The organism is Pseudomonas sp. 1152_12 (genome assembly GCF_052850675.1).
Window position 1 is genome coordinate 182,421 of record NZ_VXCW01000003.1, and the last position, 13,956, is coordinate 196,376.

General features: G+C 56.9%; 11 protein-coding genes. 1 reads left to right on the top strand and 10 read right to left on the bottom strand.

Annotated features, from left to right (window positions below; all coding sequences use genetic code 11):
- Window positions 1–118 precede the first annotated feature (118 nt).
- From FW764_RS06260 to FW764_RS06305, 10 genes are all read right to left on the bottom strand, one after another.
- Complete coding sequence (locus FW764_RS06260) at window positions 119–1,396, bottom strand: cation:proton antiporter (RefSeq protein WP_446433200.1); 1,278 nt, start codon at window positions 1,394–1,396, stop codon at window positions 119–121.
- Entirely contained in the window at window positions 1,393–2,844 is a 1,452-nt protein-coding gene (locus FW764_RS06265; RefSeq protein ID WP_446433201.1) for a pyridoxal phosphate-dependent decarboxylase family protein, read from the bottom strand. Before FW764_RS06265 ends, FW764_RS06260 begins: the two co-directional genes overlap by 4 nt.
- Complete coding sequence (locus tag FW764_RS06270) at window positions 2,841–4,118, bottom strand: ATP-grasp domain-containing protein (RefSeq protein WP_446433202.1); 1,278 nt, start codon at window positions 4,116–4,118, stop codon at window positions 2,841–2,843. Before FW764_RS06270 ends, FW764_RS06265 begins: the two co-directional genes overlap by 4 nt.
- 11 nt (window positions 4,119–4,129) lie before the next feature.
- Entirely contained in the window at window positions 4,130–5,458 is a 1,329-nt protein-coding gene (locus FW764_RS06275; protein ID WP_446433203.1) for a coproporphyrinogen-III oxidase family protein, read from the bottom strand.
- 10 nt (window positions 5,459–5,468) lie between these two features.
- Window positions 5,469–6,287 carry an amidohydrolase family protein gene (locus tag FW764_RS06280; protein ID WP_446433204.1) on the bottom strand — a complete coding sequence of 273 codons (819 nt, stop codon included), beginning with the start codon at window positions 6,285–6,287 and terminating at the stop codon, window positions 5,469–5,471.
- 12 nt (window positions 6,288–6,299) lie between these two features.
- On the bottom strand, window positions 6,300–7,901 hold the full coding sequence (locus tag FW764_RS06285; RefSeq protein ID WP_446433205.1) for an NAD(P)-binding domain-containing protein: 1,602 nt from the start codon (window positions 7,899–7,901) through the stop codon (window positions 6,300–6,302).
- 151 nt (window positions 7,902–8,052) lie between these two features.
- On the bottom strand, window positions 8,053–9,081 hold the full coding sequence (locus tag FW764_RS06290) for a methyltransferase (protein ID WP_446433206.1): 1,029 nt from the start codon (window positions 9,079–9,081) through the stop codon (window positions 8,053–8,055).
- 30 nt (window positions 9,082–9,111) lie between these two features.
- A complete protein-coding gene (locus FW764_RS06295) occupies window positions 9,112–10,218 on the bottom strand; it encodes a DNA alkylation repair protein (RefSeq protein WP_446433207.1) in 1,107 nt (368 codons plus the stop codon).
- A 15-nt stretch (window positions 10,219–10,233) separates the two neighbouring features.
- Window positions 10,234–11,019, bottom strand: coding sequence for an outer membrane lipoprotein-sorting protein (locus FW764_RS06300; RefSeq protein ID WP_446433208.1), 786 nt, complete (start codon window positions 11,017–11,019; stop codon window positions 10,234–10,236).
- Window positions 10,967–13,297, bottom strand: coding sequence for an efflux RND transporter permease subunit (locus FW764_RS06305; protein ID WP_446433209.1), 2,331 nt, complete (start codon window positions 13,295–13,297; stop codon window positions 10,967–10,969). Before FW764_RS06305 ends, FW764_RS06300 begins: the two co-directional genes overlap by 53 nt.
- A gap of 140 nt (window positions 13,298–13,437) precedes the next feature.
- Here FW764_RS06305 and FW764_RS06310 point away from each other — a divergent pair, with 140 nt between their 5' ends.
- Window positions 13,438–13,935, top strand: coding sequence for a DUF1330 domain-containing protein (locus FW764_RS06310; RefSeq protein WP_446433210.1), 498 nt, complete (start codon window positions 13,438–13,440; stop codon window positions 13,933–13,935).
- The last annotated feature ends 21 nt before the right edge of the window (window positions 13,936–13,956 follow it).

A 13,956-nucleotide genomic window follows, 5' to 3' on the forward strand; every position in this document is an offset into this window, starting at 1 on the left:
CTGGTAAGCCGCCTGGCCATGAATCATCAACGAGGGATGATTCATGGCAACGAGACTCATGGTCATCAACCAGACGTCGGTTGAGTCGGTGCTGCTAGACTCGGTCCTCGACGCCGCATCATCTAGTTGTACTGAGCCCTACTACGGGCAACGCTGAAACGGAGCGATCACGGTACTTCTGGATGACATTCAACAACGGCGAAGTAATCAGCGTCGACACCAGGGCCATAATGACCAAAATGGAGAATAACTGAGGCGGCATTAAGCCAAGGCTGTGGGCGATATTCAGCACGACTAACTCCATAAGGGCGCGCGTATTCAATAACGCACCGATTTTCAAGGCGTCCGTCATTGAGAATCCTGCCAACCTGGCGGCCAATGTACAACTGAGCCCTTTGCTTAAGCAGGCGCATAAGACCCACGCTATACACCAGAGGATGTCCTGCAAAGTGACTAGAGATCCCAGTTCAATTTTCATGCCGGTATAGAAGAAGAAAATCGGTACCAAAACAATGTTCACGAAAGGGCGCATACGCAGGTTCCATTGCTCAAGCAAGGCCTTACATTGATACAACGCAGTGCCCACCAGAAAGCCGCCAACAATAGCGAACACCCCCAGCCATGCAGTGATAACGGCCGTAATGAACACCCCGCCGATGATCGCGCCAAAATGCACATCGCTCAGTACCGAAGCGTGCTGAGTATTCGCTTGCACACGCTTGACCAACCAGGGGCGGACGTAGCGGAAAAACACCACGAAGAACAGAGCAATCGCCGCCAATTTAAACAACGTTTGCGTCGCGTCTTGACCGCTGGTGAACACCACCACAGCGCCTAGGGCAATCCAGCCGATCAGATCGTTGATCCCGGCGGCGGCAATCGCGGTCACCCCGGTCTCACTCTCTTCCATGTTCCGCTCCAGCAGGATCCGACCAAGAATGGGCAACGCTGTAATGGAAAACGATATGCCGCATACAAGCATCAACCCGAGCACATCGGGAACCTCGTAGTAGCGGGCATAAATGAAGGCACAGAGCATCCCGGTCAGGTACGGGATTGGAATACCCAGCAAGGTGATCCAGCCCAGGGCACGTTTGAGGCGACGCTCTCGAAGCAGTCCGAAATCGAACTCCATGCCGATCTGGAACATCATCAACACGATACCCAGCTGGGACATGACCGTCAGCACCTGACCGGCATTGGCATGCAGATACGCACCGCCCTGAGGCCATAGGCCGCCAAGCAGCGTACCCAGAACAATGCCTCCGGTTATCTCACCCACCGCGATGGGCTGACCAAAGCGCTGGGCGATTTTACCGGCAACCTGGCTGCAAAGGATGATGACAACCAACGCCGCCAATACAATGACCAGCAGATTTTCATGGGGATTGTTCACAACGGAATCCTAAGGAGTGGCGAAGGGCTAAATTCGTACAACAGCTCGTCAAGGGCATGCTTGAACCGTTCTACGTCGGCTAGGGTGGTTTGATAGTTACTGATAGCAACGCGGATGTAACGCTCGCCTTTCCATTCCAGCACGCTGGGGTAAGCCAGATTTCGCTGCTGACAGAGCGCGACCAGACGCGTCACCAAGTCAGCGCTAGCGCCAACAGGCCGAAAGGCGACCACCGGCATGATCTGCTGGTCGGGTATCAGGCAATAACCGGGGTCCGTGGCCATCAAGGCACGCAAGTGCGCCGCTGCACCGGTCATATTCCTCAGCAGTTTTCGATAGCCATCAAGCCCCAGATGCTGAAGCAGGCACCACACGCCCAGCGAACGAAATTGGCGAGTGCCATATAGGTTCATCTTGAAGGTATCGAGCTCACCACGCTCTTCCCAATAGGGCCCGCCCGCCCAGAAACTTCCCCCAAGCAGTTCACCGTTGCGCACCAGCAGGCAGCCGATGCCAAAGGATGCGAACATCCATTTGCAGGGGTCGAAAGTGACGGAGTCGGCGTCGCGCAATCCCGACATGTGACGCCGAGCCTCGGGCAACGCCGCGAGCGCAAGCCCGGCGGCACCGTCAATGTGGAACCAGGCATCGTAACGGCGAGCCAGCTCGCCGATGTGCTGCAACGGATCAATCGCCCCCGTAGCAGTGGTACCCAGGACACCGATCAGGCACATCGGTGTGTAGCCTGACGCAACGTCATGAGCCAGCCGCTGCTCCAGTTGCTCCGGGAGCAAGGCGCCCTGCTCATCCGTGTCGATTTCCACCAGCGCATCCGTGGCAAAACCCAGGACGTCCAAAGCCTTAGCGACGGAAAAATGTCCCTCTCGGGACATGTAAATCCGCGGTTTCAAGCCCCCGCTCCGAAGTCTCTCCGGATGCTGGCGATACAGCTGTTCACGGGCCAGCTTCAGCCCGATCAAATTGGCCAGCGTACCGCCTCCGGTAAATACTCCGCCGGGCAATCGTCCAACAACCGGCTCCAAGCCAAACAGCGAGCGCAGAGCGTGCAACACTTCGACTTCGACCATCGTTGCCGATGGCCCTGCGCGCCAGGCACCAGGCGTCTGATTCAAGGCGCTGCCAAGAAAGTCACCCAGCACCGCAGCCGGGTGAGGCCGGGGTGAAATATAGCCGAAGTACAGTGGGTGACTGACGTTGCACAGTCCCTGCTTCATCAGCTCCACCGCGTGGGCCAGGGTGTCGTCCAGAGACTGACCGTGTTCAGGCATCGAGGCGGGATCCTGGGTTCGGGCGTCGATCAGATCACTCGCGTACCACAGGGGGAATTGCTCGGGCGCACCCTGAACGCTGGCAAACAACTCCAGTACCCGCTGACCTGCGGCGAGAATCTGCGGGTCGACCTCCCATTCGCGCGGCGCAGCAATCATGAGTCACCTCGCGCATCCGCAAGGTGCAACCGAACCTGTTGCTGAATGCCTTGGTGAATTTCCAGCAGTGCCTCACGACTCGCTCCCGCCAGAAGGTAATAACAGTAATGAGGCTGAGCAGAGTTCGGCATGGCCTGTACCCAGTCACCTGGACGGGCAAGCACGACCAACTCGCGCAACTCCGCTAGTTGCTCAAAGACCTGCATGCCTTCGACGGCCAGTAAAGTCCCGCTAGCCTCGATCACGACGCCGCCGAACAACACCGCACCCCACTCACCAACCACCGCGTGCACAGGTACCTGCTTCAGGAGCAGGCCCACCTGAGCGGCATACACGTCGACCCCGCTCAACAACTCGATGGTCTGGGCGGTGAAACCGCCCCCAGGACGCAACCCCGCTTCAAGCACCCGAGGCACGCCCTGCTGATAGCGAATTTCGACATGTGCGGCGCCCTGGGTCAGACCTAGCGCCCGCGCAGCGCGCAGCGCAAGCTGACCAATCGAGTGTTCGTGCTCGGCCCCCAGCGAGGTAGGCCACACAGAAGCCGATTCGGCAAAGTAAGGGCCTTGCCCGCCTTCTTTCTCCAGAACTGCCAGAACCTGGTCGGAACCGTCGGGCCGCAGCAACAGATCGACGCTGACCTCCCGTCCTTCACAGAAGCTCTGGGCAATCAGTTGGAGGCTGCTATGACCGTAGGCAAAGCGATTGCGGTCTTTGAGGGAATCAACATCAGTGGTCTGCTGGATCATATCGTGCAGTGCCGTAAGGGCCTGGCGGTACTGATATTCATCACTGACCGCAATGACGCCCTGGCTGTTCATCGAGTCGCTGAGCTTGACCACCACCTGTGATCCAAGCCGCTGGCTGACGTGCTCCCACGGGGTTTCCAGGGTCAGCGGTAGCGTCGCCGGCACCGGAATCCCCTGCGCCTCCCACAACAACATGGCTAAGTACTTGTTACGACTGCAGACAGCCGTAGCCACCGACATGCCGGGCAGACTCAGGCGTTCGGACAGCTGTGCAGTTGCCACCACCGTGCCCTCATTCACAGGCAATAGGGCACTGAACGGATGCGCCGCATGGTATTCAACCACGGCGCTAAACAGAGCATCAGTCGGCCACAGGGGGACCTGCAATACGGCCTCGACCGCAGGGTGATCAGCCAGCGTCTGCCCGTTGCCGATCAATACCACCCGATAACCTGCTACACCCAGACAATCCAGCAGTCTCCGGTTGGGATACGCATGAATAACGCCAATACGATGTGCTGACATGACATCCCTCCTTAGAATGAACCGGTCCGCGCACCCGGTTTGTGTTCCAGTACCGTCAACACCTGCCCACCAACTTGCCGCTGGGTCGCTTCGAACAAATCGGTGGTCATGTTGTTGGTCCAGAGACGACCACGCTGGGACACCTCAAACGCATCGGTGGTCTCAGCGAGCAGACCATGCTCAATCCAGTTGGCGATGAGTTTGGGGTCGACGGTGGCCAACGCTTTCTCGTAAGACTTGTCCAGACGCAGGAATTTGGGAAACATCACCGCGCCACGGTTTTCTGGACGATCCAGCGCAACCGAACTTTTCTCGATGCTTGGCAGCCCCTGTTCGATGGCGTCCATATATTTGTTGACGTTGCTGTGCTTCATGTAGCTGAAGCCGTCAACATAGCCTCGTGCTGAGGAGCCCACGGCCAGCGTCTCGGCGCGATGCTCACCATTGCCCCCGCCCCATAGCAGGCGGAAGTACTCACAGACCTTCGCCTTGCGGGTGTAGATCTGATCAGCGACATTGGCATAGCCGGCCTCGGCCAGGCGGTGCCGTAACTGCTCGAACAGCGCGAGCATGATCTTCTCTGAAGGCTTGGCTGGAATGCTGCCCTCGGCCATCTGGCGCTTGAACTTCGGCGGGAATGCAAAATAGTGCAGGTTGTAGTAGTCGACGCTATCAAAACCATCGTCGATCAGCCGTGTCAGGTCTCGGTCAAGAGAGGCCAGTGTCTGACCCGGCAGGTTGTACATCATGTCGACATTGATTTCGTCAAAGCCGAAACGTCGTCCCTGCTCGCGTACATTGGCCACATCGTCGAGAGTGGCGGCGATATTGAAGTGCTTGCGCAATTGCGCGTCGTAAGTCTGCAGGCCGAAGCTGATGCGCTGCACACCCTCGCTCTTGAGTACCTCAAGCCGGTAAGGATCACCCAAGGTCTTAGGCTCACCTTCAAAAGAGATTTCAGTATTGGCGCTGAGGCTGAAGCTCTCTCTGATAGTGTTGAAAATCCGCTGCAACTGCTCGGGCGACAGCACCGAAGGCGAGCCGCCTCCGAAGTACACTGCCTGGAGTTCACTGGAACGGCCACGTACGCTAGCCGCCTCATTGCGGATGTCCTGACACAGGGCGTTGGTGTAGCGCTCATAGACAGCCGTATCTTTATCGACTCGCACATGAAACGGGCAGAACCGGCACATGTCCTGGCAGTACGGAATATGCACATAGAGCAGGGTTTCCACCCCCGGAGCCACCGGGCGCTCGAAGACCTGGGGTAGACGCTGGTGCACAGCGTCCCCCAGCAGCGGGTAGAAATAGTAGGTCAGCGGATAATAGGCTTCGTACATGGTGTTCCCCTTATGCGGCCAACACTTGATTGGCGTTGCCACTGAGCACGGCTTGCAGCAATTCGCTATTGAAACCCGCACCGAGAATCTTCTGGCACACCGCCGAGTAGCTACCGCACACCGGCAGGTCCGAGCCGAAAAGTACTTTGCCATGCACTTCTGGACGCTCGTGCAGCCAGTCCACCAGCACTTCAGGCGGGACCAAGGCGGTGTCCAGGTATACCCCGGGGTAACGACACGCCATCTCCAGCGCCTCGTCGTACCAGGTCGGCTTGCCGCCATGTGCAAAGATCACCTTGAGCGTTGGGAAAGTTTCCACCAGACGGCGAAAATCCCCCGGTCGGATGAACTTCTGCTCGGTGTCGCGCTGCGCAGTCAGGCCGGTGTGGAACATGATCGGCTGGCCCACTTCAGCACACTTTTCATAGACCGCCATCATCGAGTCCAAGTAAGGATCAAATCCGTGGTCGGCGGGGTAGAACTTATAGCCCTTGATCCCGCGCTCGAAATCTTTGTGCCATTCCTGAAGCGGGTCCGCGTGGTGAAGTGGATTGATATTGCCGAACGGGACAAAAAACGGATCACTGCCGCAGAATTCCAGAATCAACTGACTGTCGATAGAGAAGTTGGTCCCCGGGCCGCACTCTGCGAGGATAACTGCACGTACCACACCGCGTTCCTGGAGATACGTTTTCAACGCCAACGGTTCAGAAAATATCTCACGAACATCGACACCCTCCTCAAAGGGAAACTTGGTCAACAGCCCTTGAATATCATCACGCAACAGCGAAAACTTTCCAGCATGAATATGAAAATCAACGAAGTTCATCATTAAATCCTTTTAAAATGTCAGAATGACATTCCATAGTTTCTGTTCATCAGGCACAGGAACATGCTGCGCTGTTGGTAATTGCTGCCGCAAGAAGTCCGCCAAGGGTTCTAGGTGCTCTGCTTCGCGCCACTCGGCTGCCAAGTCTTCAATAATGTGATGTTCCGCCAACAACTTACCATCTCGGTAATGCCGAATAATGGGGTGCAGAAAATTCGAGTCCTCGGCACGCTTGATATTCTCTCGGGCAATACGCGAAACATTAAAAGGGTTATCAAATTTACGCTGACCAAACTCCAAGGTCAGGGTCATGTACTCATCAGCGGCAAAGCGTTGTGTAATGTAGTCCTGAGGCAACTCCAGGTACCAGTTCAAGCGCTGTTGCTGTCGGTCAATCAGCATCACATCCTGCAGGAAGCCAGGTTGCTGCCAGAGTGCCGAGGACTGATTGACGCGTTCGATTATTCGCTCGCACGCCGGCGCCACCATCAACTCATGGGCCACCTGAGGCAGGGCGACCCCGTCGTAGCGCTCTACCAGCAGTTGGCACAGGGTGCGCACGTTGTAACGGAAACCATGGATAAACCCCGACATGTACTTCTTGTAGTCGAGGTACTGCATCAGGGTGCCGGCAAAGTAAAGGTCGGGGATATTCTGCGACTGCCAATCCGCCTGTTGCGCAGGTAGGCGGCCCATAGAGCACAGCTCAGGACGGCAAGACTCGTCGAACATCGAATCGTCAAAGCGAAAACCGGTACACGCAATCACGCGATCATATTCAATGACTTCCTGCTCACCCTCGGCGTGCTGGTAACCGAAGTAGGCCTTAAACTTATCGCCGTCACGCTCAATACGCTGCAGCTCAACGTCAAGAATCGCATTCTGTGATTTGAGCTGATACGTATCGAGCAGATTGTTGTTGACCGCTCGCACATGCCCCACGTAATGAGTCGACCAAGCCATACGCAATGGATTTGGGCTCGCCACGTGGATCATCGCCGCATGCTCAATCAGCGCGTCGGCGGTCTCGAAGCCCGAGTTGCCCTTACCCAGAATCAGCACTTTCTTATTGGTCAACGGCACAGGGTCGATATCCATATCGACATAGTGTTCGGCGTATTCGATTCCCTCGATGTCCGGCAGCCAAGGCAGTTGCACACCAGTGGCCACGATCAGCACACGGGCTCGAAGCTCCTCGCCCGTGGATAAGGTAACGATAAAGTCCTGGTCACGACGGACGTTCACCACTGAGCTATCGGTACGCACATTGAGCTGATGCTCTTTGGCAAAACCATCCAGGTAACGCGGCATGTCATCGGCATCGGGGAAATAGCGCTGGCTGTAGTCTGTGAAGCGCGCTGCGGTGCTTTCGCTGCTTAACAGCGAGTTCCAATCCCAACGCAAGTTAATTTCAGGATCAGAATAACCGGTGTGGACTTTATTGATTGAGATTAACTTCCGGTGCCGCGGAAATCTTTCAAATGTTGTGCCCGCACGACCACCGCTTTCAACAATCAGATAATCACGACCTTGTTGCTGTAAGCAATAACCGGCCTGCAAACCTCCCGGACCCGCGCCAATAACTAAGTATCCATACGTCTTCTCAGCAGACATCTTAAGCTCTCCTTATGCTTCACTTATCGACCAGAACAGCGTGCACGTAGACGTCCACGCTATTGCAGTGCGGAATTAATGAATTGGGCAGATCAACAGCAAAACTGGCTTGGCAGCCAAAGACTTACATCAACGTTAAACCGGCTTGAATTTATAGGTATCCAATGACCGCATGCTTCTCACCGCTGGATCTGATCACTTGGGTGCGAGTAAAGCCGGCTTCATGCAACAGCGCCTGAAACTGAGTAGAAGTGCGGTGTTGACCGCCGGTTTCCAGGAGCATTGCCAAGTCCTGCATGACCGCGGAAAACGGTTCGGCGCCGGACTCTTCCAGCAAGCGGTCGAGCACCAACACTCGCCCTCCTGGATTCAACGCCTGGCGAACCCGGCGCAGCAACTGCAGAGATTGCTCGTCATTCCAGTCAGAGAGGATGAACCCCAGTGAGTAGGCATCCGCGCGAGGCAATTCAGCGGCCCAGAAGTCACCCGGCGCAAAGCTGACCCTTGAGGCCAGCCCCACTCCGCTGACCCGCGCCAGGCAGTGGGGCTCCACGGCAGGTAGGTCGAACACCACTGCTCTGAGCGCGGCATGCTGTTGTGCCGCGGCGATAGCGAAGGTACCAATGCCGCCTCCCAAGTCGACCAGGCTCGACGCGTCACCCAGCACCCCCAGCCTCACCAACTCTGCTGAAGGCTCGCGGCTGAGGTTCCACATCGCATCATGGAACGCCGCTCCGCGGTCCTCAGCCAGCAGATAATCGAAGGGTGCCAAGGCGTCTTGTGCAAGTTTTGACCATTGCGCCTGGCCGCTGCCCAGTGCATCGCCAAGGTGGCGAAACAGCGGCAGAGTGTTGCTTTCAAAGTGTTCGAGCAAAGGTCCCAGATACTGCGGTGACTGAGAGTCCAACGCGCCACAGGCGGACGTCGAAAGTCGATAGCCACCCTCATGCTCCTCAACTAGCCCCCAAGCAACCGCGCCGCGCAAAAACCGCCCCAGCGTGGCGCCATCCAGCGCTAGTTTTTTTGCCAGAGCGTCTGCCCCTGTACCCACGTCAGCATTGGCAAGGGCCTGGAAGACCCCTAGTCGATGTCCCTGCAGTAGAATTGCGCTTCCCATGAAGCCGTAGAGCGCCAGGCTCACCGGATCCAGAACCTTCCCGACCATTGGTGGTAATGCCATATCAACCTCCCTGTCAAAGTGATGTACTGATTAAAGGCCCAGCTCGAAAGACCCTTGGGCCACTACTTGCCCGTTGATGATCAGATGCACCTCGTGTGCGCCGGGGTAGTAACTTCTGAGCGAACTGCTTTCGATGCTGTGATCGCGCTGCAGCTTCACCAAACCCTTGACCAGCTTCTGGCGCTTGCTCCACTTGAACACCCGGCGGTTAATCTGGCCTCGTGCACCTGGCGCGAGAATCGCGTAGTCGACCATCAACCCATGCTCGCAGGTGCTGTCGATCTGGATATCGCAGTCCAGGGAGATACGTTCCCCAGGCTTGATCTGCGAGGGTCCGACCTGGAAGCGCTTGACCTGCACCGGAGCGGCCATGGAATACCCGAGCAGCTCCAGCGCGCGGCTGTCACCCCGACGCGCCAGGGTACGCAGCGAATGGCGTATTACCCAGTCAGTGTGCGGTCCACGCTCCTCGACCTGCCAACGCTCCAGCACATTGAGCACCGCGCTGGGGTGGTCCTTGCTGATATCGTTGAGATTGTTGGCCACCGAACGGCGTACATACTCGCTGCGGTCGTTGTGCAAGCGTTCAAGTAGGGCAAGGACTGGTGTTGGATCAACCAACAGGCTCGGGACCCGGGAAGCCCATGGCAGGCGCGGACGCGTGCCCTCGGAAACCAGCCTGCGCACGTCGGCACTGTCATCACTGACCCAACCTGCCAACACCTGCAACGTAGGCTCCAGATAGGCATCCAGATAAGGCCGAATGGCGAACTCGCCAGTGAAGTGCTGAGTCACCTTCTTGATCGCCTGCATGGCTGGCTCAAAGTGCTCAAGGCCGCGGGTTTCGAAAATATCGGCGATGACCCATACGGGGAAGCCGGTCATGCGACCAAAGCGGGTCCCGGGGATCGGGTCAAGCATGCTAACCAGCACTTGGGATGCGGGCACAAACCCGAGTCCCAAACCATCCCAGAGTGCGTTGGCCATGGCCTTCACTCGCGCCTTCATCTCCAGCGCAAGCAGGTCCGCCGGCAATGAGTTGTTATAACGCTGCTGATCGAAGCTCTCTAGCAACGCGGCGGCACGACCGCTCAACTCGAGGCCGAGCGGATGATCGAAGTAATCCTTGAAGTCCATGACCTCTCCCTTGAATCAACGCAGAGCGTCGAGGCTGCTCTTATCAAATGTCAGCTCGTTGTAACCATTGCCAAAGCGGTAGTTGCTCCAGCGCATCAAGGTCTGCTTGCCCGTCTGGTGATTGACCATTTGCATCTCGTTGGCACGCCAGTAGCGATCCAGATAAACACCATAGCCGCTATAAGTCTGGGTTTTGAGCAGCGCATTCTTGCGGTCGTAGTATTCGACCTTGAGCGGCCGGTAGTACTGCTTATCCAGCCAAGTGACCTGACGGGTGTAGCCGGAGCGCGGGTAAGCTGGGGTCATTTCCAGCTTGTACGCGTCCAAGCCATCAACGACCTCGTCCCCCAGATACTGGTACTGATACTTATCAAGCTCCCAACTGGCCATGTCCTCATAGGCGAACTCACTACCCATGAATGGGCCTGACTTGTTCTCCGAAGCAATTCGTTTGACCCGCCGCAGCGACGGGAAAAATTGCCACTGATCATCCGACGTCAAACTGTGTGCATGGGTCAGTAAGGTGGTGCCACGCACATCCGCCGGACTCAGAAAACGCACTAGGCTCTTGTCGCCATCGGCATGCACTTCAAAAAACTGTACAGCCAACTCACGGGTGCTTACCGCACCGTAGGCGTTACGCAACTCCATTTGTAGATCCGCCGACATGTCCTTCCAGCCGATGTTGTGCTGGTCGGCCTGCTTGGCGATATCCTGGCCTTTTTCGTCCGCCACGACCCCGCTCATATCAACGAGGCAGAACAGTACCGCTAGGTACTTCAAGCTCTTCAGTCCGTTCACGCTTCTTCTCCAATGTCAGTTCAAGCAACCCTGGCAGCAGGAAAAAATCTGCCAACAGAGCGATCACTAATGTCAGGGCAGTCATCAGCCCCATTTCCTTATTCAAGGCAAACTCGGAAGCGGCCAGGACCAGAAACCCAGCCGTCAAGGTCAATGAGGTCACCAACAAAGCCGGCGCCGTATGGGTGAAGGCTTCGATAACAGCTTCACCCACCGTATGGCCGCGAGACCTGACTCGCTGCAACACCGCATACATGAAGTGGATGGTGTCATCGACTACCACACCCAGAGTCATAGACGCGACGATGGCCACCGAAAATCCAACTTGCCCGACGCAGAGCCACCAGATACCCAGGGCCATGGCGGCCGGAATCACGTTGGGCACCATGGATAACAGGCCCAGTTTCCAAGAGCGGAAAAGCAGCATCAGCAAGAGCGCGACGACTATCGCCGAGGCGATAATCCCCCACATCATGCTCTCGATGTTTCGTTGACCTATATGGGCGAAGATCAACGTTGTGCTGGCAGCCTTGGCCTCGATTCCCGGAGCATTGCTGGTCAGCCACGCCATTGAGCGACTCTCGAAGTCAAGCATCTGCCGTGTGCTTAGCTCGTGCAGAGCCACCACACTCCGGCTGACTGTACGGCTGACATCGATCTGGTTGTTCAGGTCAAGGCCATACGGCAATGACTGCTCGTAAAGCAGCAGGCTCTGCGCAGCCACTTCTGTGCTTTCGGGTAGCCGATAAGCATCCTCGGTGCCAGTGGTCAGGCTGCGATTGACTCGCTTGACCACGTCCGATAACGAACTGACATGGGCGACTTCTGGCTGTTGGCGCAACCAGGTCGTATAAGCGTCCACCTGAGCCAGATAAACGGGGTCATTCACGCCGCTGTCTGATTTTGACTTGAGCGCATACTCGATAGTGTAAAGACCGGTTAGATTCTGCTCGGTGTAGTCATTGGCCTGCCGGAAAGCTGTATCAGGGCTGAACCAGCGCAGATACTGGTCGTTCAGTTCATTGCGCCCTGCCAGAGATGCAAGTACCACTACCACAGGGATGCTCAGCCACATCAACAACCGCGAGCGTGCCTGTACCCAGGTGCCGAAGCGGGTCATTGCATGCTCCAACGGATCACCTTTGGCGCTAGGCTTGAGAGGAAGCAACGCCACCAGTCCCGGCAGCAGAAACAGGGTGAACAACCACGCAAGGGCGATACCAATCGAGACGATGTTGCCCAAGTCACGGAAAGGCGGGATTTCGCTAAAGTTCAAGGACAGGAAGGCCACGGCAGTGGTGACACTGGTCACTGTGACCGGCACAAGGGTTTCGTGCAGCGCCTCACGCAATGCATCCAAACGGGGAGTCCCTTTGCGCAAATGCATCAGGGTGACCGACAACACGTGCACTGAGTCCGCCACAGCGATCATCAGAATCACCAGCGGCGCAGACGCCGAGAGCGAGGTCAGGCTCATGCCCAGCCAGCCCGCAATGCCCTCGGCGCTGGTCATGGCCAGATACACCACCGCGACCGCTGCCACCGTGGCAAGTAAGCTGCGCAGCATGATCAGCGCCGCAATCAGGATCACCAGATAGACCCATGGGGTCAGGTTAGCTGCGTCACCTAAGGCGGCTTCCAGGAACGCGTTGTTGTACATCGCCATGCCCGTCAGGTGCACTTTGATGCCGGGAAACCTGGCTTGCGCCTCTTCAGCCAGCTGGCGCGCGAAACCCACCACCTCGCTGTTTTCATAAGGAGAGACTCCAGCGAGGTGATACACCACGTTGACCGCTGCAACGTTGCCGGCTTTGGACACCAAACGGCCCACCAACTGCGGCTCTGACAAGGCAATGGTGCGGACCCGCTGGCGCTGCTGTTCAGTCAGGGCTGCGGCCTCACGCACCAGATCGGCGACCTGAATGTTATCCGCGTCGGCGTCGATATTCTGGAAGTTACTGAGGGAGTCCACACGCACGGAATAAGGCGTCTGCCAAGCGCGTTGGGTGATCCATTGCAGCGCTTCAAGGGACGATTGGCTGAACACGTCGCCCGACTCCGGTGCCACCACAATGAACAGGTTGTCTGACCGGTCAAAGGTCGCCTGCATCTGCTCCTGCGCCATCAGCTCCGGATTATCCGAAGCAAGGTACACCCGGTAATCGGTACTGAAGCCGAGCCGGCTCTGCCCCAGACTGGCCAGATAGGCCAACCCTAGAAAAAACAGAAGGAATCCCCATCGCAAGCGCACCACCGCCGACACAATCGTTCTCATCATTTTGACATCCATTCCAAAAGGGCTATGTGACCGATGGTGCGCAAATTATACAACAACAACTTTTGCGTCAATAGTTGACGTGCAAACACTTAGCTTGTAATTTTTGACGTCAAATATGAAGTCACTTAAAGGAGCAAGACATGAGGCTGAACGTAATCAGCGAAGCAAATCATCCCGCCACAGCAGCGGAGGTGGTGCTGGATGGTCGGGTTTCCCCGCCGATGTTTGGGGACTTGGAGGTACGCCGCCTGCAACTCTCCAATGCGGCGAACGGGCAATCTGGGGTTCATGTGACAGGTGTCAAACAGGATCTGGAACGCTGGGCCGACGTCCAAGGTCCCACCATGCTGGTGGCCTTTCAGTTCCAAGCACCCGACGCGCCAGGCAATGCCGACGGCCTTGCCAAGTATGTCGCCGACCGTGACCCCGCCCTGACCAGACACGGTGGGCGTGTAGTGATTAGCGCTGTCACAGAGCGTGATGAGCATTGGTCCTTCGATGGCTTCGAGATCATCGAATTCCCGTCGACCGATGCCGTGGGAGAACTGATGCAGGACTCCGACTACCGCAATCGGACTGCAACTTCGAGCGCGGTATTCGGTGGCGCCTTCGCCATGGCTCCGATCCAGGCTGCCTAAAGCTGCAATCAAGGACGATAG